25 protein-coding genes are annotated in these 24,641 nt (G+C 76.3%); 15 read left to right on the plus strand and 10 right to left on the minus strand.

The features are described 5' to 3' along the window. Nucleotides 1–69: 69 nt before the first annotated feature. Complete coding sequence (locus tag GY42_RS13410) at nt 70–1,266, minus strand: AI-2E family transporter (RefSeq protein ID WP_082131549.1); 1,197 nt, start codon at nt 1,264–1,266, stop codon at nt 70–72. A 74-nt stretch (nt 1,267–1,340) separates the two neighbouring features. Beyond that, the gene (locus tag GY42_RS13415; RefSeq protein WP_046529711.1) at nt 1,341–1,916 is read right to left on the minus strand and encodes a TetR/AcrR family transcriptional regulator; all 576 of its coding nucleotides are present in this window, start codon (nt 1,914–1,916) and stop codon (nt 1,341–1,343) included. 98 nt (nt 1,917–2,014) lie between these two features. Between GY42_RS13415 and GY42_RS13420 the strand changes: the two genes are divergently transcribed. After that, nucleotides 2,015–2,404 carry a DUF1304 domain-containing protein gene (locus GY42_RS13420; RefSeq protein WP_046529712.1) on the plus strand — a complete coding sequence of 130 codons (390 nt, stop codon included), beginning with the start codon at nt 2,015–2,017 and terminating at the stop codon, nt 2,402–2,404. Nucleotides 2,405–2,408: 4 nt separating this feature from the next. Here the strand turns inward: GY42_RS13420 and GY42_RS13425 are convergent, their stop codons facing one another. From GY42_RS13425 to GY42_RS13440, 4 genes are all read right to left on the minus strand, one after another. Continuing rightward, nucleotides 2,409–3,740 carry an outer membrane protein assembly factor BamB family protein gene (locus GY42_RS13425; RefSeq protein WP_152667327.1) on the minus strand — a complete coding sequence of 444 codons (1,332 nt, stop codon included), beginning with the start codon at nt 3,738–3,740 and terminating at the stop codon, nt 2,409–2,411. Between the two features lie 164 nt (nt 3,741–3,904). Next, complete coding sequence (locus tag GY42_RS13430) at nt 3,905–5,380, minus strand: outer membrane protein assembly factor BamB family protein (protein WP_046529714.1); 1,476 nt, start codon at nt 5,378–5,380, stop codon at nt 3,905–3,907. A 53-nt stretch (nt 5,381–5,433) separates the two neighbouring features. Beyond that, a complete protein-coding gene (locus GY42_RS13435) occupies nt 5,434–7,002 on the minus strand; it encodes an outer membrane protein assembly factor BamB family protein (RefSeq protein WP_152667328.1) in 1,569 nt (522 codons plus the stop codon). 347 nt (nt 7,003–7,349) lie between these two features. Then, on the minus strand, nt 7,350–8,360 hold the full coding sequence (locus GY42_RS13440; RefSeq protein WP_152667329.1) for an LPXTG cell wall anchor domain-containing protein: 1,011 nt from the start codon (nt 8,358–8,360) through the stop codon (nt 7,350–7,352). Between the two features lie 314 nt (nt 8,361–8,674). On the opposite strand from GY42_RS13440, the gene GY42_RS13445 reads away from it, so the two are divergent. Next, on the plus strand, nt 8,675–9,034 hold the full coding sequence (locus GY42_RS13445; protein WP_046529717.1) for a PadR family transcriptional regulator: 360 nt from the start codon (nt 8,675–8,677) through the stop codon (nt 9,032–9,034). Next, nucleotides 9,031–10,038 carry a hypothetical protein gene (locus tag GY42_RS13450; protein ID WP_046529718.1) on the plus strand — a complete coding sequence of 336 codons (1,008 nt, stop codon included), beginning with the start codon at nt 9,031–9,033 and terminating at the stop codon, nt 10,036–10,038. Before GY42_RS13445 ends, GY42_RS13450 begins: the two co-directional genes overlap by 4 nt. Before the next feature lie 48 nt (nt 10,039–10,086). Here the strand turns inward: GY42_RS13450 and GY42_RS13455 are convergent, their stop codons facing one another. Continuing rightward, nucleotides 10,087–10,698 (minus strand): TetR/AcrR family transcriptional regulator, encoded by a 612-nt coding sequence (locus GY42_RS13455; RefSeq protein ID WP_046529719.1) that lies wholly within the window; start codon nt 10,696–10,698, stop codon nt 10,087–10,089. Between the two features lie 97 nt (nt 10,699–10,795). Between GY42_RS13455 and GY42_RS13460 the strand changes: the two genes are divergently transcribed. Beyond that, nucleotides 10,796–11,437, plus strand: a complete 642-nt coding sequence (locus tag GY42_RS13460) for a GNAT family N-acetyltransferase (RefSeq protein WP_052748392.1) — start codon at nt 10,796–10,798, stop codon at nt 11,435–11,437. Nucleotides 11,438–11,488: 51 nt separating this feature from the next. Here the strand turns inward: GY42_RS13460 and GY42_RS19625 are convergent, their stop codons facing one another. Then, nucleotides 11,489–11,833, minus strand: coding sequence for a CBU_0592 family membrane protein (locus GY42_RS19625; protein ID WP_175578564.1), 345 nt, complete (start codon nt 11,831–11,833; stop codon nt 11,489–11,491). A gap of 155 nt (nt 11,834–11,988) precedes the next feature. Here GY42_RS19625 and GY42_RS13470 point away from each other — a divergent pair, with 155 nt between their 5' ends. The 5 genes from GY42_RS13470 to GY42_RS13490 all read left to right on the plus strand — a co-directional run bounded on the left by GY42_RS13470 (nt 11,989) and on the right by GY42_RS13490 (nt 16,626). Beyond that, on the plus strand, nt 11,989–12,891 hold the full coding sequence (locus GY42_RS13470; RefSeq protein ID WP_046529720.1) for a LysR family transcriptional regulator: 903 nt from the start codon (nt 11,989–11,991) through the stop codon (nt 12,889–12,891). Nucleotides 12,892–13,090: 199 nt separating this feature from the next. Next, nucleotides 13,091–13,690 carry an NAD(P)H:quinone oxidoreductase gene (gene wrbA, locus GY42_RS13475; protein WP_082131552.1) on the plus strand — a complete coding sequence of 200 codons (600 nt, stop codon included), beginning with the start codon at nt 13,091–13,093 and terminating at the stop codon, nt 13,688–13,690. 58 nt (nt 13,691–13,748) lie between these two features. Beyond that, a complete protein-coding gene (locus tag GY42_RS13480; RefSeq protein WP_046530985.1) occupies nt 13,749–15,038 on the plus strand; it encodes an APC family permease in 1,290 nt (429 codons plus the stop codon). A gap of 323 nt (nt 15,039–15,361) precedes the next feature. Further along, nucleotides 15,362–16,126 (plus strand): type I methionyl aminopeptidase, encoded by a 765-nt coding sequence (map, locus tag GY42_RS13485; RefSeq protein WP_082131553.1) that lies wholly within the window; start codon nt 15,362–15,364, stop codon nt 16,124–16,126. Nucleotides 16,127–16,206: 80 nt separating this feature from the next. Next, on the plus strand, nt 16,207–16,626 hold the full coding sequence (locus tag GY42_RS13490; RefSeq protein ID WP_046529721.1) for a hypothetical protein: 420 nt from the start codon (nt 16,207–16,209) through the stop codon (nt 16,624–16,626). Here the strand turns inward: GY42_RS13490 and GY42_RS18325 are convergent. Next, nucleotides 16,583–18,223, minus strand: a complete 1,641-nt coding sequence (locus tag GY42_RS18325) for a DNA polymerase IV (RefSeq protein ID WP_052748393.1) — start codon at nt 18,221–18,223, stop codon at nt 16,583–16,585. The genes GY42_RS13490 and GY42_RS18325 overlap by 44 nt on opposite strands. 122 nt (nt 18,224–18,345) lie before the next feature. Then, a complete protein-coding gene (locus GY42_RS13500; protein WP_046530988.1) occupies nt 18,346–19,248 on the minus strand; it encodes an endo alpha-1,4 polygalactosaminidase in 903 nt (300 codons plus the stop codon). A 135-nt stretch (nt 19,249–19,383) separates the two neighbouring features. On the opposite strand from GY42_RS13500, the gene GY42_RS13505 reads away from it, so the two are divergent. The 6 genes from GY42_RS13505 (at nt 19,384) to GY42_RS13530 (ending at nt 24,614) form a co-directional block, all read left to right on the plus strand. After that, entirely contained in the window at nt 19,384–19,911 is a 528-nt protein-coding gene (locus GY42_RS13505; protein WP_330217852.1) for a low molecular weight protein-tyrosine-phosphatase, read from the plus strand. 189 nt (nt 19,912–20,100) lie between these two features. Next, nucleotides 20,101–21,678, plus strand: a complete 1,578-nt coding sequence (locus tag GY42_RS13510; RefSeq protein ID WP_236686793.1) for a class I SAM-dependent methyltransferase — start codon at nt 20,101–20,103, stop codon at nt 21,676–21,678. Between the two features lie 157 nt (nt 21,679–21,835). Continuing rightward, nucleotides 21,836–22,462 (plus strand): nucleotidyltransferase domain-containing protein, encoded by a 627-nt coding sequence (locus GY42_RS13515; protein WP_046529722.1) that lies wholly within the window; start codon nt 21,836–21,838, stop codon nt 22,460–22,462. Between the two features lie 23 nt (nt 22,463–22,485). Further along, complete coding sequence (locus tag GY42_RS13520) at nt 22,486–22,848, plus strand: hypothetical protein (protein WP_152667331.1); 363 nt, start codon at nt 22,486–22,488, stop codon at nt 22,846–22,848. A 39-nt stretch (nt 22,849–22,887) separates the two neighbouring features. After that, on the plus strand, nt 22,888–24,063 hold the full coding sequence (locus tag GY42_RS13525) for an aminotransferase class I/II-fold pyridoxal phosphate-dependent enzyme (RefSeq protein WP_046529724.1): 1,176 nt from the start codon (nt 22,888–22,890) through the stop codon (nt 24,061–24,063). After that, on the plus strand, nt 24,045–24,614 hold the full coding sequence (locus tag GY42_RS13530; protein ID WP_082131556.1) for a GNAT family N-acetyltransferase: 570 nt from the start codon (nt 24,045–24,047) through the stop codon (nt 24,612–24,614). The genes GY42_RS13525 and GY42_RS13530 overlap by 19 nt, the downstream gene beginning before the upstream one ends. The last annotated feature ends 27 nt before the right edge of the window (nt 24,615–24,641 follow it).

The raw sequence follows: 24,641 nt of genomic DNA on the forward strand, positions 1-24,641 counted from the left end.
CCTCCAGGTGGGTGCTGCCGACGCTAGCCCGGGCTGCTCGCCGTCGCCGGTCGAGGGCCGCAGACGCCGTCAGACCGTCTCGGGTCGCTTCCTGCGCGCGAACCGCGCAGGCGTTCCGGGCCCGTCCCACACCTGCACGGCACCCCAGACCGACGCCGCGATCGGCACGGCCAGCACGGCACCCGTGATGCCCGCGAGCACGGTGCCCGCGGTCAGCGCGACGAGGATGACCAGGGGGTGCAGCTGCAGCGAGCGGGCCATGACGACGGGCTGCAGCAGGTTGCCCTCGAGCTGGTTGACCGCCACGACCACGGCGACGACGACGAGCGCCTGCACGGGCCCGAGCGCCACGAGCGCGACCAGCGCGGCCAGGGCGCCCGCGAGGGTCGCCCCGACCAGCGGGATGAACGCGAGCAGGAACACGAGCACCGACAGCGGGAGCACGAGCGGCACCCCGACGACCGCGAGGCCGATGCCGATGCCCACGGCGTCGACCGCCGCGACGATCGCGGTGCCGCGCACGTACCCGCCGAGCGTCTGCACGGTCCGGGTGCCGACCCGCCGCCCGCGCTCGTAGCGCTCGCCCTCGAACGGCCGCAGCAGGAACTCCCAGATGCGCGGGCCGTCCTTGAGGAAGAAGAACAGCACGACGACCATGAGGAAGAACCCGGTGACGAAGTTCGCGGTCGCCGACAGCCCGGCCAGGGCGCCCGCGCCGACGGCGTCGGACGCGAGCAGCCCCTGCAGCGCGTCCTGCGCCTCGCGGACCTGCGCGTCGGTGATCTCGAACGGCAGCCCGGACACCAGCGTCTGGAGCTCGGCGACGCCGTCGACCGCGGAGTCGGCGAGCTCGTCCCACTGCGCGACGACCGCGCGGACGACCGCCCACACGACGAGCGTGAGCACGCCGACGAGCGCCAGGAGCGACACCCAGGTCGCGAGCATCGAGGGTGCGCCGCGGCGGCGCAGCCACGACACGAGCGGGCTGATCGCGGCGGCGAGCACGAGCGCGACGAGCACGGGGATGACGATGAGCGTGAGCCGCGTGATCGCGAGGACCGCGACCGCGACGACGGCGACGACCGCGAGCACCTGCAGCGCGCGGGTGCCGGCGCGGCCGAACCCGTCGGCCCACAGCGCGCCGGCGCCGCGGGCCGGTGGCGCCGGGGGAGCCGGTGGCGCTGCCGGGGGTCGGGGGCGGCCGTCTCGCGGCGTCGTCCGAACAGGCCCATGCGCGTCTCCCGTCGTCGCGGTGCCGGGTGGCACGTGCGCTCGAGGCTACGGTCAGCGGGCGCGGGCGGCGCGGCGACCCGCCTGGTCAGGCGGGTGAGAGCGGGCGGTCAGGCCGCGAGGCCCAGGGCGGCGTCGAGCGAGCGGGCTGCCGCGTCGGGGTCGACGCGCACGACGAGCAGCGCGGCGACGACGAGCGCGGTGCACGCCTCGGCGAGGCGTGCACGCTCGTCGTCCGGCAGGGCGGGGTGCGCGGCGTCGACGCCGCGGCCGATGCCGCCGCGCAGCTCGTCGCGGTAGGCGGCGATGGTCGCGCGCACGTCGGCGTCGTGGGCGACGGGCGCGCCGGACGCGTTGAGCAGCAGGCAGCCGTGCGCGGCGGCCGCCGAGCCGGTGGCGGTGAGCGCGTCGCGCAGGCCGCGCAGGTAGCGCGCCAGCGCGTCGGGGGCGACGGGGTCGGCGGTGAGCACGCGCAGGCGGGGGCGCACGACGTCGGCGAGGTAGCTCGCGACGGCGGCGTCGAAGAGGCCGCGCTTGCTGCCGAACGCGTGGTAGATGCTCGACCGGCTCAGGCCGGTCGCGGCCTCGAGCGCGGGCAGCGACGCGTCCTCGTAGCCGTGGGCCCAGAAAACGTCGCGCGCGGCGCGCACCGCGGCGGCGGCGTCGAACGTCGGTGCGCGTCCCATGGCGACCTCCCACTTTCTGTATCGGTCGATCCAGTATAGGTTGTGGAACGTCCGGTACAGAATCGGTCGGCCGTGCCGACCGGAAGGGGAAGGTCGTCATGGTCGTCCTGGGTCTCGTGCTCGCAGGGCTCGCCGCGCTGCTGCACGTCTACATCTTCTGGCTCGAGTCCGTCGCGTGGACCACGCCCCGCGCCCGCGCGACCTTCGGCACCACCGAGGACGAGGCGCGCGCCACCCGCGCGATGGCCTACAACCAGGGCTTCTACAACCTCTTCCTCGCGATCGCCGTCGTCGTCGGCATCGTGCTCATCGCCGCCGGGTCGACGGGCGCGGGCGCCACCGCCGCGCTCGTCGGCACGGGCTCGATGCTCGCCGCCGCGCTCGTGCTGCTGCTCTCCGACCGCACCAAGGCGTCCGCCGCGATCAAGCAGGGCACGGTCCCGCTGCTCGCCGTCGTCGCGCTCGTGATCGGGCTGCTCGCGGGCTGAGGGCTCAGCCCAGCACCCGCAGCGAGCCCGAGGTCTCGCCCTGCTGGTCGTCGACCACGACGACCAGCAGCCCACCCGTCGTGGTGACCCAGCCGTGCTCCGGCAACGGTGACCGCCACCGCTCGTCCCCGTCGGCCACGTCCAGCGCGACGAGCTCCCCGCCGTCGCCGCGATCGTCGAGCCGGACCAGCAGCACGACCCGGCCGTCCGACAACGGGGACGTCGGCACCAGGTCCGGCGGCGAGCGCCACAGCGTCCGCCCCGTCGCGGCGTCGACGGTCACGACGCGGTCGGACGCGAACAGGTGCACACGCCCCCGCAGCACGATCGCCGCGTGCACGTCGCGGTCCAGGTCCGCCGTCCACCGTTCCTCGCCGGACCGCACGTCCCACGCGCGGACGGTGTCGCCGGACGTGAGCACCAGGCCCGGCGCGCTGCCGTCGTCCGCCCACCGAGGGACGCCGCCGCCCTGCACCGTCAGCTCGCGCTCGGCGGTCACCAGCGTGGTGACGCCGTTCACGACCGACACCGCCGCGCGGTTCGCACGGTCCGTCCACCACGAGACGTGGAACGCGCCCGACGCGTCGGGCTCCACGGACGGGCGGTACCGGCGCAGCTCCACGCCGTCGGACGAGACCAGCGTGATCACCTGCCCGTCGTGCACCGCCGCCGTCGACGCGTCGAGCGCCTGGGCGTCCGCGCGGCCGACCAGCGAAGAGATCTCGCCGTCGTCCGCCGGCCCGGGCAGATCGAGCCGCCACCGTGCGGCACCTGTCAACGGGTCGAGCCCCGTGACCCGCACCGCGCTCTCGAGCGGGGTGACCACCACCGCGGTTCCCGCGACCATCGCGAACGCCGTCGGCGCCTCCTCGAGCGCGACGTCCCCGACCACCTCACCCGAGCGGACGTCCACGGTCCACAGGTGCGCCGCCCCGTCCGTCCCGGTGGTCGGCGGACCCGGCTGCCGCCAGCGTCCCGTCCGCAGGCAGCTCAGTCGTCCCGAGCCGTCGGGTGCGGCCTGGCACGTCACGGGCTCGGGCCGCGCCCCGGGCGGGCTGCCACCCGTCCCGCCCGCGAGGACCCGCCGCCAGAGGGTGTCGCCGGTCGCGCTGTCCATGCCCTCCAGCGCCACGCCACCCGGAGCCTCGCGCTCGCTCACGAGCACACGGCCCTCGGGTGTCATGACGTCGACCGACGACCCCGGGTCGGCGCGCTCCCACCGCACCCCCACCCCGGGGTCCAACGGGTCGAGCAGTCCCTCGACGCCCCTGAGGTCGGCGAGCGCCGAGCGCTCCCGGAGGTCGACCACCACCTGCGCAGCGGTGAGCGCGAGCACGACGACGCCGACGACGCCGACGGCCCACCACCGACGGTGTCGCGCGGCCCGCGGAGCGGGCGCGGGCGGGGCGACATCGCCGTCCGGGCGGTCGTCCCCGTCGTCGTGCAGCTCGACGTCCAGCCGTCCCCCGTGGCGCGCACCTCGCGGCGCGTCCGGACCGGTCACCGGGAGCCCGAGCCCAGCACGGTCGCCGGCCCGTCGTCGGGGCCGTCGCCGGCCGTCGCCACCAGCAGGCCCGCCACCGCCGCGACGTCCTGCACGCCCGCGGGCAGCGGTGCGCGCCGCACCACGGCGCCGTCCGAGCGGTCCAGCACGAGCACCTCGCGGCGCCCGTCCGCGAGCGGACGCAGACCCATCGCCACGAGGTGGGCGCCGTCGGTGACGACCGGACCCTCGCGCACCTGGTCGGAACGCCACACGTCGGCGCCCGTGCGGGCGTCGAGCGCGACCATGCCGCCACCCGTCCCCGAGTAGACGCGCCCCCCGAGCACGGTCAGGCCGGAGGCCGCGCCCGAGTCGCGCGACCACAGCTCGTCGCCCGCGGCGTCGAGGGCCGTCAGCTGCGTCCCGTCGGGCAACGTGAGGAGCAGCCCCGGCACGCTGCCGTCGTCGAGAGCCAGCTCGACGACGGCCCCGTCGACCAGCTGCTCGCCGTCGGCGCGGACCACCGTGGTCGGGGTGCTCACGTCCGGTCGCGTGTAGTCGCGCAGCAGGACGGCGTCGTCCCCGTGCGGCAGCGCGAGCACGTTCTCGCCGAACGGCAGCGTGCGGACCGCCGCCCCGGCGTGGTCGAGCACCGTGAGCTGGTCGCCCGCGCCCGCGAGGACGTGGTCGTCCAGGCGCGCGAGGAACGTGCGCGCACCGGCGGTCGAGGACGGCAACGACGCGTCCCACGCCGCGGCGCCGTCGGTCGTGAACGCGTCCACGCGCAGCGCGCCGTCGACGGGCGTGCTCGTGACCACCAGGTCGTCGACCAGCTCGAAGGCGTCGGGAGCGGGGTCCGTGTCGCTCGTGGTGCGCTCGGCCAGGACCGTCCCGTCGTCCGCGTCGAGCACGACCAGGCGCGACCGCGCCGACACCGGCGCGGGGGCGGCGTCCTCGTCGGCGCCGAGCGTCGAGACGGTCTCCACGACCAGGCAGGCGACGACGTCCCCGAGCTCGCAGCGGCCCAGCTGCAGGTCGAGCACAGTGCCGGCCGGTGGCGTCGTCGTCGCGTCGAGCAGCGGTACCTGCCAGCGGACCTCGCCCGTCGTCACGTCGCGCGCGACGGCCGCCGGTCCGCGGGGCCCGGGCTCCGCGGCGACGAGCGCGCCACCCGCCGTGGTGCCCGCCAGGTCGGTCGTCGTGACGCCGTCGGGAAGGGTCCAGAGCGCCTCGGGTGGGCCGTCCAGCAGAGGCACCGCGCCCGGGAGCCGCGCGACCGCGTCGAGACGCGCGCGCTCGCGGGCGTCGACGACGACCTGACCGACGACCGCGCCCGCCACCCCGAGGGTGACGACGAGGGCCAGCACGGCGGCCAGGCGTCGGGGGCGTCGCGGACGCCACCCTCGACCGCTCGCGCCCGTGGTCGTCTGCGCGACCGGGGCCTCGGCCGCGGCCTCGACGACCTCGACGTCCTTCCGTGACGCGTTCCCCATCGCCGCAGGCTAACGAGGCAGCGCCCCGCCGCAGGCGGGTTCGGGGCCCAGGATCAGCCGTCCCCGGCCAGCACGTGGTACGTGGTCGGCCCGTCGTCGGGTGACTCGACCGCGAGCAGGAGCCGCGCCTGCACCATGACCAGATCGGTGCCCACCGGGAGCGGAGCCCGCCACGCGACGGTCCCGTCGTCGCGGCGCAGCGCGACCAGCTCGGGGCCGATGGCGTCGGAGGTCGTGGGATCCGCGAGGCCGAGGAGCAGCCGCCCGTCCGTCACGACGTCCCCCGAGCCCAGCGCGTCCGACCGCCACAGCTCGCGCCCCGTACGGGCGTCGAGCGTGACCAGCAGACCGGGGCCGGCCATGTGCACGCGCCCGTCGAGCACGGTCGTCGAGGTCCGGCTGTCCCGGAACCACGACGCGACGCCGTCGAGGTCCCACGTCCACGACCGCTCGCCGTCGCCGTTCCACGCCTGCAGGGTGCCCGTGTCCACGAGCGTCAGGACAAGGCCCGGCACGCTGCCGTCGTCCGTGGCCGGGACCAGGGTGCCGTCGAGGTCGACGTCGGAGTCGGCGGTGACGAGTCGGACGCCGGAGGGCGTGGGCATCGCGCCCTGGAGCGCGCCCACGTGGGCCTCCCACGACGGGACGATCACCACCCGCCCCGTCGTGGTCTGCTGCGCCGACTCCGTGGGAGCCAGCGGTGCCACTTGGAGGTCCGCGCCGTCGGGCCCGACGACGTGCACCGACTGCGGGGTGAGGAGCGCCGTCGTCCGCGTGTCGAGCGGGCCGACCCAGGCCGGCGCGCCCTCGGTCGCGGGTGCCTCGAGCGTGCGCTCCCACGCGACGCCCCCCTCGGGCGTGAGCGCCCGGACCCGCAGCACGTCGTCGGCGTCGTCCCACACCGCGAGGTCGGCACCGGCCGCTGCGAGGTTCCGCGGCAGCGGGCGCGGCAGCGCGTCGGTGAGGTCGGTGAGCACCCGCCCGTCACGCGCGTCGAGCACGAGCAGACGCGCGACGGTCGGGGGCAGGCTCTGCCACTTCTCGCCGTCCGTGTACCCGGCGGCGTCGGTGGCGAGGCACGCGACGGCGTCCGGGGTCACCGGGTGCGCGACGCACGTCCCCGCGAACCCGAGGATCTCTGCGTCGTCCGGCGCGTCGCGTGCGACCGAGGCGAGCGCCTCGACCCGCCACCGCTCGGTGCCGTCGGTCGCGTCGACCGCCACGACGTCGGCACGCTCGTCGGACTCCGTGCGGATGCTCACGAGGACGTCGCCGACGGGCGCCACGAGCATGTCGAGCCGGCCCTCGGGTGCGGTCCACGCCACGCGGGGCGGACCGTCGAGCGGTGCCGCCACGAACGGCAGGTCGGCGAGCGACGCGAGACGTTGGCGCTCGCGGGCGTCGGCCCGCACGTGGACGACCAGCACCGCCGCGAGGACGGCGAGGGCGGCGAGGGCGGACGTCAGCACCGTGCGACGTCGACGACGTCGGTCGGCGGCGGGTGTCGCGTGTGGTGGCGCCGCGGCGGAGGTCGACAGGTCCGGCGCCGGGGCGGAGCCCGGACGTGTGGTGCCGTCGTCCTCCACGAGGTCGACGTGCTGCATCTGCCCCCTGCGTGCCATGAGGCGCAGGCTAGTGAGCCGGACGCCGCGGCGTGGGTCTTTCGGGATGCCACGTGCGCGGTGCGCGTGCCGGTGCCATGCGCACGGTGCGTCCGGGCGCGCGTCACCCCTCGGCCGGGGGGAGGGCCGAGGGGTGACGGCACCGTGCCGCGCGGGGAAGTGCGGCGGTGCGGACGGGCGCGGGGGGTGCGCCCGTACGGTCAGCGTCCGGCCGTGGAGGGGGTGGCCGGGGCTGGGATCAGTGCAGCGTCGCCACTGCGCGGTGCGTCATCACTGCTTAGTGCGTCTTCACTGATCGGTGCGTCACCACTGCTCGGTGCGACGCGACCGCTCGGCGACGAGGCTGCTCAGTGCTGCGAGCGGTGACGACGGCGAGCCAGGACGAGGGCGGCGCCGCCGGCGATCGCGGCGACCCCGGCGAGCAGACCGAGCGCGGCCTGCGTGCCCGTGGCGGCGAGCGTGTCGTCGTCGGTCGCAGAGAGCACCTCGGCCCGCTCGGTCGGCGTCGGGGAGGCGGCAGGCGTGGGGGTGTCCGCGGGGGCCGGGAGCACCTCGGCGCGCTCGGTCGGCTCGGGGCTGGGCTCGGGGGTCGGCGCGTCGTCGACGTCCTCGCTGGGGGTCGGCTCGGGCGTCGGCTCCTGGCTGGGCTCGGGCTCCGGCGCGACGCTCGGCTCGGGCTCCGGCGTGGGCTCCGGGGTCGGCTCGGGCCGCGGCGCCGGCGGCGTGCACAGCGCGGTGACGTCGACGACCTCGGTCAGGTCGTAGTGGCCGTAGGCCGCGAGGTTGTCGGAGGAGAAGCCGCCGTTCGGGGGCGTGATGACGGTCGGCATGACCTGGGTGAGGTCCTTGCGCTCACCGTCCTTGCCGTTGCCGATGAGGTCGACCTGCAGCCCGAACGCGCCGGGTGCGGCGCAGACGGCGGCGGTGTCGGCGGCGTCGAGGACCAGCTCACGGACCTCGGCGTCCTTGGGCAGGAAGCCCGAGGCGCCGTGCCGTGCCGCGTCGTCCGCGGTCGGCCACGCCCACACGTCGTGCAGCGCGACGCGGTGCTGCTGGCCGCTGTTGGACCAGTTCGCGGGCTTCGACGCGTCGAGCTTCTGGTACAGGAAGTATCCGGTCGCGCGGTCGCAGGCGTAGGTGGACCAGTCGATGGCGCCGCGCGCGTTGCGGGAGACGCAGCGGTCGGGCTGCCCGGGCTTGTCCTTCCCCTTCCACCACGACGCGGAGTGGCCGGACCCGCCGGACCAGTGGTGGCCCCCGGTGGCGGAGGCCGCGGCGGCGGGCAGGACGACGAGCGTGGCGGCGGACAGCAGGACGACGGGAAGACGGCGGTTCACGGGGGAGGACTCCTCGGCCATGGACGGATGGACGGGTACCCGGCACGGCGGACTCGCCATCGGGCGTATCGGACAATAGAGGCAAACGTGAGGCGTTTGGTGAACTTCTGTCCAGGTTGTGCACGAATCATCCGAACGGCGGCGTTGAGGGTGGTTCGGGGCGGGTGAATCATCGCGTCGACCCCCTGACCGTTGCGCTATGCCCACCCTGTAACGCATGCGTTACTGCAGGTCAGCGACGGTTCGCCACCTCCCGCGCCGCGCTGACGGCAGGTCGACGGCCGCACGCGTCGCACCGCCTACCCATATCTTCGTCGCGAAGATATGGTCGCCTCATGTCTCCCGGCCTCCAGCAGCCCGCCTTCCTCGTCCTGAGCGCCCTCGCCGAGGGCCCGCTGCACGGCTACGGCATCGTCCAGGCCGTCGCGGCGGCGTCCGACGGCGCCGTGACGCTCCGGATCGGCACCCTCTACGGCGCGCTCGACCGGCTCGCCGCGCGCGGACTCGTCGCCGTCGACCGCGAAGAGGTCGTCGACTCCCGGCTGCGTCGCACCTACCGCCTGACCGGCGAGGGCGAGCGCGTGCTGCGCGCCGAGGCGCAGACGCTCCGTGCCCGCGCCGAACGGGCGCTCGCGGCGCTCGGACGGCGGAGCGCGCCCGGCGCCGACGTGTCGAGCGCGGGAGCCACGGCGTGACCGCCCACGACGCCCCGGTCGAGCTCGCCGAGCGCTACGCGCGGTGGCTGCGGCTCCTGCCGCCCACCGACCGCGCCCGCTCCGCCGACGAGATGCTCGCGACCTACCTCCGCACCGTCCCGCCCGGGCGCCGCCGCCCGACCGTCGCCGACCGTCTCGACGTCGCGCGGTACGCCGCCCGTCGCTGGTGGCACGCGCTCGGCGCACCCGCCGACGTCCGCCCCGAGGCGTCCGCGACGGTCGCGTGGCTCCTGGCCGCGGCGCTCTCGTACGCCGCCGTCCGTGCGCTGGTGCTGGGGGTGGCGTCCGTGCGGGAGGGCTGGTCGCTGAGCGCGCTCGCACCGCTCTCGCCGTCCTGGGCGCTGTGGCCGGTCGTCGTGGTCGCGCTGCTGTGCGGGTCGCGACGCGTCGCGGGGGCGACCGCGGCAGCGGCGGCAGCGCTCGGGGCGGGCGCGCTGGTCGGCGTCGTCGGGGACGGTGAGCGGCTCGTCGCGGTCTACGAGGTCGGCTGGGTCGTCGCGCAGGCCGTCGTCGCCGTCGCGGCGCTGCGGGCCGGTGCGCGGCCGCGGCGCCGCGTGCGGGTCGTCACCGTGCTGGTGCTGGTGGTCGGGAGCGTCCTCGGGCTCGTCACGGCGGTCGACCTCACGGGCGTCCTCCCGTCCGGGCAGCTGGGGCTGCGGCTGGCCGGCGGGCCGGGGGTCTCGGCCCTCGTCGGGCCCGCGGCCCTCGCGCTCGTGGTCGTGCTCGGCGGGCGGGTCGAGCGGCACGCGCTGCCGCCGCTCGCCGCGGTGCTCGCGGTCCTGGTCGTGGGTCGCGACGGCGGCCTGCTCCCCGGGTCCACGCGCTGGGTGCCGATGACGGGCCTGCCGCTGGACGCCGCGACGCTGCTGCCCCTCGTCGGCCTTCCCGTGCTCGTGCTCGTCGCCGTCCGCCTCGTCGTCGCGGCCGCGGACCGCGCGGCGCAGCCCCGCCGTGCCGTGCGGCCCGCGGGCCCGCCCGTCTGACGGGCTGGTCGGGCCGCGCCAGGTCCCGTCAGGTCCCGTCGCGCGCCGTCAGGCGGGGAGCGCGAGCGACGCGACGGCGCGTGCCAGCAGGTCGACCGACATCTCGGCGCGACGGTCGTCCCGGTCGACCACCCACGCCTGGATCACGCCGTCCGTCGCGCTGAGCACGAGCGCCGCGACGTCCGCCACGGGTGCTGCCCAGCGGACGCCCGCGTCCCGCGACCAGGCCGTGAGGCGGTGCTCGACCTCGGCGCGGTAGCGGTCCTGCTCCCACAGCGCGGGGCGCGTGCCGGCGTCGTCCTGCGCGGCCCGCACGAGCTCGGTGAGGTACGCGTCGCGCTCGGGGTCGGTGCGCACGATGTCGAGCTGCGCGAGCAGCGCCTGGCGCAGCGCCGTGGGCACGTCGTCGCTCTCGACGGCGGCGCCCCACGCGGCGGCGGCCCCGGTGAGCTCGCGCTCGACGAGCGCCCGCACGAGCGCGGCCTTCGAGCCGAACGCGTAGTGGAAGATCCCGTGCGGCACGCCCGCGCGCGCCGTGACGGCCCGGGTGGTGAGGCCCTTGAGCCCGTGCTCGCGCAGCACGTCGACGGCGGCGTCGAGCAGCTGCGCACGGCGTTCGTCGGCGGGCCGGTGCGTCCCCGCGGTGGGTCCCGTGCTCATCCCGTGAGCGTACCGAGAATCTTGGCCGCACGACTTGGTCACATGGCCAAGATCGACGTACGGTGGGGTTCCGCAGCGCCCGGCACGAGGAGGACCCGTGATCGTCATCGCCCCCGCCGCACCCGGCGACCTGCCCGCCGCCGTCGACATGCTCGCCGACGTCTTCGTCACCGACCCCGTGATGGCGGTGGTCGTCGGCGGAGCGCCCGACGACCGGGACGCGCGCCTGCGGCACCTGCTCACCGCGCTGCTGGCGCCGGCCGTCGCCGACGGGACGGTCGACCTCGCGCGCCGCACGGGCGACCCCGACGTGCTCGGCGTCGCGTGCTGGGAGGCGCCCGGCGCGCCCGTCAGCACGGCGCGGCTCGCGGCCCGGCTGCCCCGCCTGCTGCGCGCGGGCGGACCCACGGGCCTGCTGCGGGCCGCGCACGCCAAGCGCGTCATGGACCGCCACCGCCCCCGGCGCCCGCACTGGTACCTCGAGTGGATCGGCGTGACCGGCGCCGCCCGCGGCCTCGGCGTCGGCGCCGCCCTGCTGGGCGCACGGCTCGCGCACGCCGACGCGCGCGACGTGCCCGCCTACCTCGAGTCGTCGACCGAGCGGAACCGGCGCCTCTACCGGCGCCACGGGTTCGTCGACGTCGCGCCCGTCCGCGGCCTCGCGGGCGCCGCCCCGATGGCGATGTGGCGCCCGACGGCGTCCGAGCGCGCGGCCGCCGTGGCGGTCACGAGCGGCTGACGTCCGACGCGGGTCGCGGCCGCGTCGGGTCGGCGGCGTGGTGCGTCGGCGTCAGGCGGCGAGGTCGACGACCACGGGTACCGCCGGCGTGAGGGTCGCGGGGGCCGTGGCCGGCAGCGTCACGACGGCGTCCCGCGCCTCCGCCCGCCGGCGCGCGCGCCGCCGCAGCGCGACCACCACGGCGTGCAGTCCGACGACGCCCCACACGAGGTTGGTGACGAACGACGGCCACACGCCGCTCGCGGCCGCGACCGTGCCCATGAGGGCGCCGGACACGACGTTGGCGAGCTGGTAGCGGCCGGAGGACGGTGCCCAGGTGCCGCGCGTGACGAGGACGTAGGCGACGAGGCACGTGACCGCGCCGAGCCAGCCGAGCGCGGTGACGAATGCGGACACGGGCGTACTCCGAGCAACGAGCAGAGGGGTGGGGGAACCGCGTGGTCGGCGTGGCCGTGGCCCGCGCGGTGCCTCCAGTGTGGGGCTCTCCAGGGTTCAGCACAATCGAACTGGACTGCACCAGGGGTTCAGTGGAACTGAACTACTCTGCCAGGGTGACGACCGACCCCCGACGCCTCGCCGTCCTGCTCGCCGTGCACCGTGCCGGCGGGGTCCTCGCGGCCGCCGACGTGCTGCGCGTGACGCCGTCGGCGGTGTCCCAGCAGATCGCCCGGCTCGAGGCCGAGGAGGGCGTCGCCGTGCTCGACCGCGGGCCCCGCGGCGCGACCCTCACGGCCGCCGGGCGCGTGCTCGCCGACGCCGCCGAGCGCATCGAGGGCGAGCTCGTCGAGGCCCGCAAGGCGCTCGCCGCGCTCGGCGGCGAGCTCGCCGGCCGGGTCACCGTCACCGGCTTCCAGACCGCGCTGCGGGCCGTCGTCGCACCCGCGCTCGCGACCCTCGCCGAGCACCACCCCGGCGTCGACCTGGTCGTCGAGGAGCGCGACGCGACCGACGCGCTGCGCCGTCTGCGCGAGGGCGACGCGGACGTCGTGCTCATCGAGCGCGACGAGGACGCCGACACCCACACGCCCCGCGGGCAGCGCGACGTCGTGCTGCTCGAGGAGCCCTGGCGCGTCGTGCTGCCCCCGCAGGTCGCCGTCCCCACGCAGCTGTCCGACCTCGCGGGCGCGACCTGGCTCGAGTCCGAGCCGGGCACCGCCGCGGCCCGCGCGCTCGCCCGCGTCGCGGCGCAGGTCGGCACGCTCACCACGCGGCACGTCTACTACGACTTCGACGTCGCGCTCGCGCTCGTCGCCGCCGGGCAGGGCATCGGCATGCTGCCCGCTCTCGCGCTGCAGGGCGACCTGCCCGAGGGCGTCACCGTCGCGACCGTCCCCGGGCTCGGCTCGCGCCGCCTCGTCGCACGCCACCGCGCGACCCGGCACGAGCCCCGCCCCACCGTCGCCGCGGTCGTCGACGAGCTGCTCGCGTCCGCGTCCGCCCTCGACCTCGCCTGACCCGCCGTCGCCGACCCACCCGCTCCCCTCGGCGAGTGCGGTGCTCGTGCGTCGAGCGCGGTGCTCACGAGTGCCGCGCTCGACGTGCCTCTGCCGCGCTCGGCGGGGTGCGTGCCGCGCCCGGCGGGGGTCGAGGTGCGTGGGCACCGGGGGCGGGTGAGGATCGGTGGACCGCCAGCCGTCGAGAAGGAGCTGCTCCGTGGTCAACGTCGCGATCGTCTACTACTCCGCCAGCGGGACCGTGCAGGCCATGGCCGAGCGCCTCGAGCAGGCCGCGACCGCGGCCGGTGCGCAGGTGCGGCGCCGGCACGTCAAGGAGATCGCGCCCACCGAGGCGATCGACGCGAACCCGGCGTGGCGCGCGCACGTCGACGCGACCGCCGACGAGCCCGTCGCGACCCCCGACGACCTCGTGTGGGCCGACGTCGTGCTGCTCGGCAGCCCCACCCGGTTCGGCAACGTCACCAGCCAGTTCCAGCAGTTCGTCGACACGCTCGGGCCGCTGTGGGCGGAGGGGAAGCTGGCCGACAAGGTCTACTCGGCGTTCACCGCGACGCAGACCGCGCACGGCGGCCAGGAGGAGACCCTGCTGTCCATCCACACCGCGGTCATGCACTGGGGCGGGATCGTCGTCGCGCCGGGCTACACCGACCCGCTGAAGTTCGCCGACGGCAACCCGTACGGCGTCTCGCACGTCACCGGCCCCGACAACGACGCACCCCTCGGCGACGCGCAGCTCGACGCGCTCGACCACCTCGCGCAGCGCGCGATCTCCGTCGCGGAGAAGCTCGCGGGCTGACGCCGGAGGTTCACCGTCTGGCGGCGCGGCGGCCACCCGCGTGCCCTACCGTGCGCGCGTGACCAGCCCCGCCCTCGCGCGCCGACTCGGCCTCACCGACGCGGTCGTGATCGGGCTCGCGGCGATGCTCGGTGCCGGGGTGTTCGGCGTGTGGGCGCCGGCCGCGCAGGCGGCGGGTGCGGGGCTGCTCATGGGCCTGGTGGTGGCGGGCGCGGTCGCGTGGGCCAACGCCACGTCGACGGCGCGGCTCGCGGCCGCGCACCCGGTCGCGGGCGGTGTGTACGCGTACGGGCGCGCCGAGGTCGGCCCGTGGTGGGGGTTCGTCGCGGGCTGGTCGTTCGTCGTCGGCAAGACGGCGTCCTGCGCGGCGATGGCGCTCACGTTCGCCGCGTACGCCGCGCCGTCCGCGTGGCAGCGGCCCGTCGCGGTGGGTGCCGTGCTGCTGCTCGTCGCGGTCGACCTGCTCGGAGTGACGCGCACGGCGCGCGTCGCCCGCGTGCTCGTCGTCGTCGTGCTCGCGGCGCTCGCGACGGTGGTCGCCGCCGGTGTCGGCGTCGCCACCCCCGCGGGGCTGCCGCCCGTGGCCGACGTGCTCGCGGCCGGGCCGCTCGGCGTGCTGCAGGCCGCGGGGCTGCTGTTCTTCGCGTTCGCCGGGTACGCACGCGTCGCGACGCTCGGCGAGGAGGTGCGCGACCCGGCCCGCACCATCCCGCGCGCCGTCGCCGTCGCGCTGGTGACCGTCCTCGTGGTCTACGCCGTGCTGGGTGCGGTCGTGCTGCACGCCCTGGGCGCCGACGCGCTCGCGGCCTCGCGCGCCCCGCTCGCGGACGTGGTCGCGGCCGCCGGGTGGGACGCCGCCGCACCGGTCGTGCGGGTCGGCGCCGCCGCCGGCAGCCTCGGCGCGCTGCTGGCGCTGCTCGCGGGGGTCGGGCGGACGACGCTGGCGATGGCGCGCGAGCACGACCTGCCCGCGTCGCTCGCGGCCGTCGCACCCGGCCGGGCGACGCCCGCGCGCGCGACCGTCACGGTCGGCGTGGTCGTCGTGCTGCTCGTCGCGCTGCTCGACCTGCGCGGCGCCATCGGGTTCTCGTCGGCCGGCGTGCTGCTCTACTACGCGGTCGCGCACGTCGCCGTGCTGCGCGGGCGCACGTGGCGGGGTGCCGGGACCGGGGGCGGCACGCACGCGCCGTCGACGTGGCCCGTGCGCGTCCTGCCGGTCGCCGGCCTGGTCGGCTGCCTGCTGCTCGTCGCCACGCTGCCGCCGTCAGCGCTGGTCACGGCGCTGGGCGTCGTCGTCGTCGGCGTCGTCGTGCGCGTGCTGCTGCGGGGACGCGCGACGACCCCCTGAACCGACGCGCCCGACCCCCGGAAAACCCGTTGGCGGCCCCGCGGACGCGGCGTAGCGTCGTCGGTACACGGAGAGGAGGTGGTCCGAGACATGAAGTACTTCCGGACGCGTGAGGTGGCTGCCCGCTAGCCGCCCGAGACATCGGACGGACCGCGAAGATCCGCAGGTGCCCCGCCGGACCACCCGGCACGGGCGGCAGCGAATCCCCGCAGTCACCGCAGCCCGTGGGAGCCGCGACCTCGTCCCTCGCGGCAGGGCCCCGTCAGGGGTTCCGGCCCACGGGCTGTTCCCTGCCCGCACGCCGGCGGTGGCAGGCTGGGGGCGTGGCCCTCAAGACCCCCGCCGAGATCGAGCAGATGCGTCCCGCCGGGCGGTTCGTCGCGCACGTCCTCACGTCGTTGCGCGCGTACGCCCAGGTCGGCATGACGACGAACGACCTGGACGCGCACGCGCGCGGCCTCATCGAGGAGGCCGGGGCGCGCTCGGTGTACCTCGGCTACCACCCGAGCTTCGGCGCCATGCCGTACCCGGGGGTGCTGTGCACGTCGGTCAACGACCACGCGCTGCACGGCCTGCCGTCGGACCGGGTGCTCGCCGACGGCGACGTCCTGAGCATCGACTTCGCGTGCGACGTCGAGGGCTGGGTCGCGGACTCCGCGCTGACGTTCCAGCTCGGCACGACGACGCCCGAGGCGCAGCGCCTCATCGACACGACCGAGCGCGCGCTCGCGGCGGGCATCGCCGCCGCGCAGCCCGGCGCCCGCATGGGGGACGTGTCCGCCGCGATCGGCCGCGTCGGACGGCAGGCCGGGTACGGCATCAACACCGACTTCGGCGGTCACGGCGTGGGCCGCACGATGCACGAGGAGCCGCACGTCCCCAACGACGGCCGCGCCGGGTCGGGCCCGCGCCTCAAGCCGGGCCTCGTCATCGCCATCGAGCCGTGGTTCATGGCCGGCGGCAGCGGCTACGTGATCGACGACGACGGCTGGACCATCCGCAGCGCCGACGGCTCCACCGCCGCGCACGCCGAGCACACGGTCGCGATCACGAAGCGCGGCCCGCTGGTGCTGACCGCGCGGGACTGACCACGCGGGCCTGACGTCGGGCTCGACGCCGGGCCGCGGATCCGGGCCCGCGCGCCGACGAACTCTGGCAGGGTCGGGTGATGGCCAGCGCAGACCTGCCCCACGCCCGCCCCGTCGACCCCGACGCGTGGACCGGCGAGGACACCACGCCCTTCTACCGCGACCGCGGGTGGTGGGCGAGCACGGCTGCCGCCGTCGTGCTGCTGGCAGCGACGTGGGTGACGTCGTTCGGGCTCGCGGCTGCGGGGGTCCTCGCGGGCGTCGGGATCGCGCTCCACCCGGGCAAGGGACGCGACGACCGGATCGTCCGCGCCGCGTCCGTGGGCGGGTTCGTGCTGCTCGTGGGGCTCATGTCCCTGCTGAGCGCGGGAGCCGCGGGGCTGGGCCTCGGGCAGCGGGTCGCGCAGGCCGTCGGCGGTCTGGTCGTCGGGCTCGTCGTGGGCAAGGCCGTGCAGGTCAGGCGGGACGCAGCTCGGCGGGCACGGCGCTCGGCGGTGTGACGCCCACGGGCTCGACGAGCACGAGCGGGTCCGCGTCGAGGTCGAGCACGCGCGACCGCGCCGGGGCGGTGGTCGCGGTCTCGAAGCGGACGGTCGCCTCGCGGCCCCGCACGTGCACGACCCAGCCGCGCCCGAGCGTCGCGTGCTCGACGTCGAGCCCGGGGCGGGCGTTGGCCTCGTCGAGGGGGCGCCCGACGGGTGACGGGCCCAGCGGGCGCCCGACGACGGCTGCCCCGGACCCGGGGTCGGCGTCCGCCGCGTCGAGGGCGGTGACGTCGGGCAGGTCGGGGTCCGCGACCGGGTCGGTGGTGGCGCCGTCGACGGGGGCGGCGGCGGTGGTGTCGGCGACGTCGGGACCCGTCGGCCGGTCGTCGACGACCGCGACGTCGGGCGCGGCATCGACCTCGGGTGCGTCGGCGACCGCGAGCCGGCCGCTGACGTGGTCGTGCTCGGCGACAACGGCGCGGCGGGGCGCGTCGAACAGGTGCGCGTCGAGGTCGAGCGCGAGCTGCGCGTGCGCGGACAGCGCGTGGAACGCGACGCCGAGCAGGCGCACGGGCTCGACCACGCCCGCCGCGAGCACGGCCCGTCGCGCGGCATCCCGCAGGTCGGCGTCGGACGCCGTGGGGTGCGGGAACGTGACCGAGCGGGTCACGGTCGAGAAGTCGGCGTAGCGCACCTTCGCGACGACCGTGCGCGCGGCGCCGCCGTGCCGCTCGAGCCGTTGCAGCGCCTCGTCGACCACGTCGTCGACGGCCGCGAGCACGACGTCGCGGCCCCGCAGGTCGGTCGCGAACGTGCGCTCGGCGCCCGCGGACTTCCGCTCGGTGGACGTGACGACGGGCCGGTCGTCGAGCCCCCGCGACATGAGGTACAGCCCCGTGCCGTGCGCCTCGCCGAGCGTCATCGTCAGCGTGTCGAGGGGCTGGCGGCGCAGGTCGGCGACGGTCCGCACGCCCAGCCGTTCGAGCGCGCCCTGCGTCGCGGGCCCGACGCCGGGGACGGTGCGCACGTCGAGCGGCAGGAGCACGTCGTCCTCGTCCTCGGGGCGCACCACGACGACGCCGCCGGGCTTGCGCAGGTCGGACGCGATCTTCGCCACGAGCTTGGACCGCCCGACGCCCACGGACACCGTCAGCCCCGTGAGCTCGGCGACGCGGGCCTGCAGCCACGCCGCGGCGTCCTCGGGCTCGGGGACGCCGTCGGGGGCGAGCGCGAGGTCGGCGAACGCCTCGTCGATCGACAACGGCTCGACCGCGGGCGTCAGCTCGCGCAGCACCCCCATGATGACCTGCGAGTACGCCGAGTACGCCGCGAACCGCGGCACCAGGACGGCCGCCGCCGGGCTGAGCCGGCGTGCGCGCGACATCGGCATCGCGGACCGTGCGCCGTCGCGCCGCGCCTCGTACGACGCCGTCGACACGACCCCGCGCCCGCCGACGCCACCGACGAGCACGGGCCGCCCGCGCAGCGACGGCTTGTCGCGCTGCTCGACGGCCGCGAAGAACGCGTCGGCGTCGAGGTGCAGGACCGTCGCGGCGTCGCGCACGCGCACGCCCGCCTCGAGCCGCTGCGCGCGATCACCTCCCCGGTCCACGGCTCCATCCTCCGTCGTCCGGCTGACACCCACCCGCCGCGTGCGGCGTCCGGCACCCGTCGTCCGTCACAGGTGCTCGGTGCTACCCCGTCAGGTTCCTCGGCGGGTGTCGTCGTCGGAGGTCACCGCGAGCAGGTCTCGTGGACGGCTGCCGGGTCGGTGCGCGGGGCCAGGTCGTGGTCGCGCAGGATCACCGACAGGCGCGGGTCGTGCGTCCCGGGGTCGGACTGCGCGGCGCACAGGTGCTCGAACGGGGCGCGCTCGTACTCGATGTCGAGCACCACGGGGTAGACGGCCGTGTACGCGCCGCACTCGTCCCACTGCGCGCACGACTCGGACACCACGAGGTCGGCGCCGAGGGCCCGCACCGCCTCCGCGAGGTCGGGCGTGTTCTTCTGCGCGTACGCGAGGCCGTGCGCGTGGGCCCGCTCGACCAGCAGTGCCGTGAACGTGAGCGCGTCGTCGGGCGTCAGCAGGCCGCGCGAGCGCGTGAACGAGTCGAGGTTGTCGACCTCGACGGCGTCGAAGCCGCTGGCGGCGCACGTGTCGATCGACGCGCCGACGCGCTGCGCGACCCGGGCCCGCAGGTCGGGCGTCGACAGGTCGTACAGCACCTCGTCGGGCCACCCCGCGTCGACCACGGGCTCGCCGTCGTCGTGCAGCACCAGCTCGGGCTCGTCGCGCAGCACCGCGGCCGTGTCGCCCGGCTGGGTCTGGAACCCGTTGACGTAGCAGATCGCGTACGGCCCGGCGGGCTGCTCGGTCGAGTCGCGCGCGACCGCGACCGAGCCGGCCGCCGGCTCGTCGGCCCCGCCGAGCTGGTACTCGAACGGTGCGCCGGCGGGCGGCAGCCGCACGTCGGAGGACGGCACGTCCGGCGGCTGGGTCCGCGCCGACGCGGGCGTGGGTGGCGTCGTCCCCGGGGCGTGCGACGGCCCGCATGCCACGAGCGGCACGCACACGACGGCGACGGCGACGGCCGTGCGGGGGAGCCGCTGCCCGCTCGGGGAGTCCGGTCGCGGCACGACGTCCACTGTAGGAGGCCGCGCGTCGCCGAGCCGCGGCCGTGCGCGTCGACCCGTGGGCGTGTGGTGCCCGGTGACGCGCACCGGCGACCTCCGCACCGTCGACGCGACCTCGGGGCCTGGGAGGATGGACGCGTGAGCCGTCCGTACCGCGTCATGACCGTCTGCACCGGCAACATCTGCCGCTCCCCGATGGCCGAGGTGGTGCTGCGGCAGCGCCTGGCCGACGCGGGCCTGGGCGACGTCGTCGAGGTCGACTCGACGGGCGTCAGCGACGAGGAGCACGGCAACCCGGTGGACCCGCGGGCCCGCGCGGTGCTGCGCCGCCACGGCTACCCGACGGGCGACGGGCACCGCGCGCGGCAGGTCCGCGCCGCCGAGCTCGCCGAGCGTGACCTCGTGCTGCCGATGACGGCCGCGCACGCACGGGCGCTGCGACGCCTCGCCGGTGGTGACCCGGCGCTGACGGACCGGATCCGGATGCTCCGCACGTTCGACCCCGCGGCACCCGCCGACCCCGGTCAGCCCGAGCACGTCCTCGACGTCGACGACCCCTGGTACGGCCCGGACTCCGGGTTCGAGACGACGCTCGCCGAGATCGAGGCCGCCGCGGACGGGATCGTCGCGCACGTCCGCGCAGCCCTCGACGCCGCGCCCCGCTGACCCGTCCGCACGCGCGACTTCGCCCCACGTACCCCGCTCGTCGACGGACACCCTCGCGGACGACGGACAGCCGCGTGCCCGTGTCCGTGGAGTCGTCAGCCTGTCCGTCGACGGAGCCTGGTCGCGAGGCGCCAGCGCCGGTGCCGCCCGTGAGGTGACGTCGGCGCGCGTGTGGCAGCGTTGCCGTCCGTGCCTGCGATCCGTCACGTCCTGTTCCCCGGCCGTCACCACCTGGTCACGGCGTTCCAGGTGGCGTACCTGACCGACCTGCTCGCGGGGAGCGTGCGCGACTCCGCGGGCGAGCCGGTCGAGTGCGCACCCGACGCGCGCGTGGTGTGGGCGCTGACGTCCGCGACGCACAGCGGCACGCGCCGCAACCCGGTCCCGGCGCACCGGCGCGAGGCGATGGTCGAGGCGGTGACGACGCGCGCGGGGCTGCCGTCGCTCGTCGTGCCCGTGGCGGACGTGCCGCCGAGCCCGCGGTTCGCGCACACCGTCCTCGCGACGTCCGAGCTGGTGCTGGGCGCGCCGCTGACGCCCGCCGACACGGTGGTCGCGTGCTCGACGCCCGAGGTCGCCGCGATGTACGCGGCCGAGGGCTTCCGGATCGCGACGGTCGAGGCGGGTGCGCCCGGCGACCCGGACCGGCCGTGGGTCGTGCTGGAGCGCATGGTCGCGGGCGACGACGCGTGGCGGACGCTCGCGCACCCCGAGGCCGTCGCGTTCTACGAGCGGTACCGCCTGGACGAGCACGTGCGCCTGGTGCACACCGACCCGACCGTCCAGGACGACGGCGACCTCACCGCGACGCGCGACTACGCGACGTACACCGCGGCGTTCGACGACGCGTCGGACCGCAAGTGGGCGCAGGTCGCGCCGCACGTGCGCCCGGGCCGCGTCGTCGACCTCGGCTGCGCGGCCGGCGGTCTGCTGGAGCGCGCCGCGCGCGACCCGCGCCTGGCCGAGTCCGACCTGTACGGCGTGGACGTGTCGCGGCACCTGGTCGCGGAGGCCGAGCACCGGCGCGCGCAGGGCGTGTTCGCCAACCCCAACGTGTTCTTCGCGCAGCGCAACCTGCTGCTGGGCCCGGTGTTCCCGGACCGTTCGGTCGACACGACGACGACGATCGCGCTGACGCACGAGATCGCCAGCTACGGCGCGGGCCGCGCTGACCTCGAGCTGCTGGCGCGCCGGATCTTCGCGCACACGCGCCCGGGCGGCGTGTGGATCAACTCCGACGTGCTCGGCCCGGCCGACCCCGACCGCGTCGTCGACCTCGTGCTCGACGGCGACGGCGACGTGCCCGCGCGCGACCTCGACGCCCTGCCGCGCGCCGAGGCCGCGGCGCACGTCGCGGGCCTCGACCCCGCGGCGCGGTTCACGCAGTTCGCGCACGACTTCCCGCGGCTGTCCGGCGCCGACGTCGCCTACGAGTGGGTCGAGCGCGAGGACGGCCGCAGCGTCGCGCGCACGTCGCTGCGCACCGCGTTGGAGTACCTGTACACGCGCGACTACACGGACTCGTGGCTCTCGGAGTGCCACGAGCGGTTCTGCGACCTCACGGGCGACGACTGGGCGGACCTCCTGACGGGCGTCGGGTTCGAGCTCGAGCCCGGCAGCGGCCCGTGGCGCAACGACTGGCTCGTCGAGCACCGCCTGCGCGTCGGCGCGGCGCTGCGCGACCCGGCGACGGGCGAGCCCGTCGACTGGCCCGACACGCACACCCTCACGGTCGCGCGGCGCCCGCTGGTCGAGGTCGCGTCGTGATCCGACGCGCTCCGCACAGGCGCGGCGTGGACCTCGTCGGTGATCCTGCGCTCGGCGTCGGGCGGAGGAGGGGGCTGAGGGGAGCGACGACGGCGGCGCGTCGAGAATGTTCGACGAATGTCGAGAAGATTCGACAGTCGCCGACTATCATCGACGGATGGACGTCGCCCGCCCGCTCGCTGTCGTCGCGCCCACGCTCGACGCCGACGTGCTGCACCGGCTGCTGCGCGCAGAGGGCGCCGCTTTCACCGCGGGGCAGCTGCAACGTCTGATCCCGGAGCGATCCGTCGACGGCGTGCGCCGCACGCTCGAGCGGCTCTCGCGCCAGGGGGTCGTGAACGCCGTGCACGTCGGCCACGCGATCACGTACCGGATCAACCCCGACCACCTCGCGGTGCCCGGACTCCGGCTGCTCGCGGACCAGCCGGTCGAGCTCGTCGTCAGGATGTCGCGGCAGCTCGACACGTGGCCGGTCCAGCCGCTCTACGCATCGGTCTTCGGGTCGTGGGCCAGGTCACAGACCACGGAGACGTCCGACGTCGACCTGCTCGTCATCCTCCCGACCGCCGCCGCGGACGAGGTCGAGGCGTTCGTCCGGGATCTGGAGGACCGGGTCCACGCATGGACCGGGAACGATGCGCGGGTGCTCCTCCTGGACCAGGACCAGGTCCGCGACGAGAGCCTGCGGCCCGTGCTGCAGAACGCGCAGCGTGACGGGATCCGGCTCGCGGGCGACGAGCACTGGCTGCGTCGTGCCCTCCGACGCGCGGCGGCGCAGTCATGAGACTTCAGCCCGCTACCCCGGGCGTGCGCGCCGGTCGACTCGCCGAGGCACGGCAGTTCGGCGACGCAGCCGCCGACCAGCTGAGCCTGGCCGACGACCCACGTGACGTCGCGGACGCGTACGTGACCCTGGCGGTCCACGCCGGCATCGCCGCTGCTGACGCGATCTGCTGCGCACGGCTCGGGCACTACTCGCGCAGCGAGAGCCACCATGAGGCGATCGAGCTGCTGAAGTCCGCCGACCCGACGATGGCCCGACACCTCCACACGCTGCTCTCGCTCAAGACGCAGGCGGCCTACGCCTCGGGCTCCGTCCGCGAGGGCGACGTCACACGTGCGCAGCGGGCGATGGAGGCACTGCTGCGCAGCGCGGGCACGCTGACCTGAGTCCGCGTCGACGTCCCCGTGCACGGCAGACTGGGCCGCATGAAGGTCGCCGCCCGCGCGCACGTGCCGCCGTTCGCCGTCATGGAGATCCTCGCCGCCGCGAACGCGCGCCGCGCCGCGGGCGAGCACGTGCTCAACCTGTGCGCGGGCGAGCCGTCGACGGGGGCGTCGGACGTCGTGCGGCAGCGGGCGATCGACCTGCTGACGGCCGGGGACCTGGGGTACACCGAGTCGCTGGGCGCGCCGGGGCTGCGCGCGGCGATCGCGACGCACTACCGGGGCACGCACGGCGTCGACGTCGACCCGGCGCGGGTCGCGGTGACGACGGGCTCGTCGGGCGGGTTCATGCTCGCGTTCCTCGCGGCGTTCGACGTCGGCGACCGCGTGGCCCTCGCGCGGCCCGGCTACCCGGCGTACGCGAACATCCTCACGGCGCTGGGCTGCGAGGTCGTCGACCTGCCGTGCGGTCCCGAGCAGCGGTACCAGCCGACGGTCGCGCAGCTCGAGGCGCTCGACCGGCCGGTCGACGGGCTCGTCGTCGCGTCGCCCGCCAACCCGACGGGCACGATGATCGCCCCGGACGAGCTCGCGGCCCTCGCCACGTGGTGCGGCGAGCACGGCGTGCGCCTGGTCAGCGACGAGATCTACCACGGCATCACCTACCCGGACGCGTCGGGCGAGACGCCCGCCACCGCGACCGCCGCCCGGTACCTGGGCACCGGCGCGGTCGTCGTCAACTCGTTCTCCAAGTACTGGGCGATGACGGGCTGGCGCCTGGGCTGGCTCGTGCTGCCCGACGACCTCGTGGCGCCCGTCGACGCGCTCGCGGGCAACGTCGCGCTGTGCCCGCCGGCGCTCGCGCAGCACGCGGGCGTCGCGGCGTTCAGCGACGCGGGCATGGCCGCCGCGCGCGCCAACGTCGAGCGCTACGCCGAGTCCCGCCGGCTCCTGCTCGACCGCCTGCCCGACCTCGGCTGGGACCCCGTCGCACCCGCCGACGGGGCCTTCTACCTGTACGGCAACGTGGCGTCGACTAGCCTCGACGCCGTGACGTACTGCGCCCGACTGCTCGACGAGGCCGGGGTGGCGCTGACCCCCGGCACCGACTTCGACCCCGTGGGCGGCCGTGACTGGGTCCGGCTGTCCTTCGCCTCCTCGCCGGCGGTGGTCGCCGAGGCGGCCGACCGGGTCGTCGCGTGGCAGGGCACGCTGTGAGCGCCGTGCGCGCCGCGACCGCGGCCGACGTCCCCGCCGCCGCGCAGGTGCTGGCCGACGCGTTCACGGGCTACGCGTGGACCGACTGGGTGCTGCCGGCCGACGACCACGCGGCGCGGCTCGCCGAGGTGCAGGGCCTGTACCTCGCGCACGCCGTCGAGCACGGCGTCGTGCTGGTCGACGACGACGTGCAGGGCGTGGTCGCGTTCGTGCCCGTCGACGTCCCGCCGCCCGCCGACGAGGTGTGGCACCGCGTGGCCGAGCTGCACGGCGACCGCATCGAGCGCCTGGGCGCCGCGCCGAGCCCCGAGCCGCCCGCCGGGGCGTGGACCCTCGCGACCCTGGGCGTGCTGCCCGCCGCCCGCGGCGCGGGTCTCGGGTCACGCCTCGTGAGCGAGGGGCTCGAGCGCGTCGGCGACGTGCCGGTCGTGCTCGACACGTCCGACCCGCGCAACGTGACGCTGTACCGGCGGCACGGGTTCGACGTCGTCGCGCAGGTCGACGTGCCGGACGGGCCGTCGGTCTGGTCGATGCTGCGCCGGGCGGCCTGACGCACCGGCACACCACCGGGCGCGGCG

It is taken from the genome of Cellulomonas sp. FA1 (assembly GCF_000986825.1).
GTDB lineage: Bacteria > Actinomycetota > Actinomycetes > Actinomycetales > Cellulomonadaceae > Cellulomonas > Cellulomonas iranensis.

Coding starts and splice junctions, on each gene's coding strand:
- GY42_RS13415 (WP_046529711.1), bottom strand. CDS start 1,916: ATGGGACGCGCACCGACGTTCGACGCCGCCGCCGCGGTGCGCGCCGCG.
- GY42_RS13420 (WP_046529712.1), top strand. CDS start 2,015: ATGGTCGTCCTGGGTCTCGTGCTCGCAGGGCTCGCCGCGCTGCTGCAC.
- GY42_RS13430 (WP_046529714.1), bottom strand. CDS start 5,380: ATGGGGAACGCGTCACGGAAGGACGTCGAGGTCGTCGAGGCCGCGGCC.
- GY42_RS13435 (WP_152667328.1), bottom strand. CDS start 7,002: ATGGCACGCAGGGGGCAGATGCAGCACGTCGACCTCGTGGAGGACGAC.
- GY42_RS13440 (WP_152667329.1), bottom strand. CDS start 8,360: ATGGCCGAGGAGTCCTCCCCCGTGAACCGCCGTCTTCCCGTCGTCCTG.
- GY42_RS13445 (WP_046529717.1), top strand. CDS start 8,675: ATGTCTCCCGGCCTCCAGCAGCCCGCCTTCCTCGTCCTGAGCGCCCTC.
- GY42_RS13455 (WP_046529719.1), bottom strand. CDS start 10,698: ATGAGCACGGGACCCACCGCGGGGACGCACCGGCCCGCCGACGAACGC.
- GY42_RS13490 (WP_046529721.1), top strand. CDS start 16,207: ATGGCCAGCGCAGACCTGCCCCACGCCCGCCCCGTCGACCCCGACGCG.
- GY42_RS13515 (WP_046529722.1), top strand. CDS start 21,836: ATGGACGTCGCCCGCCCGCTCGCTGTCGTCGCGCCCACGCTCGACGCC.
- GY42_RS13525 (WP_046529724.1), top strand. CDS start 22,888: ATGAAGGTCGCCGCCCGCGCGCACGTGCCGCCGTTCGCCGTCATGGAG.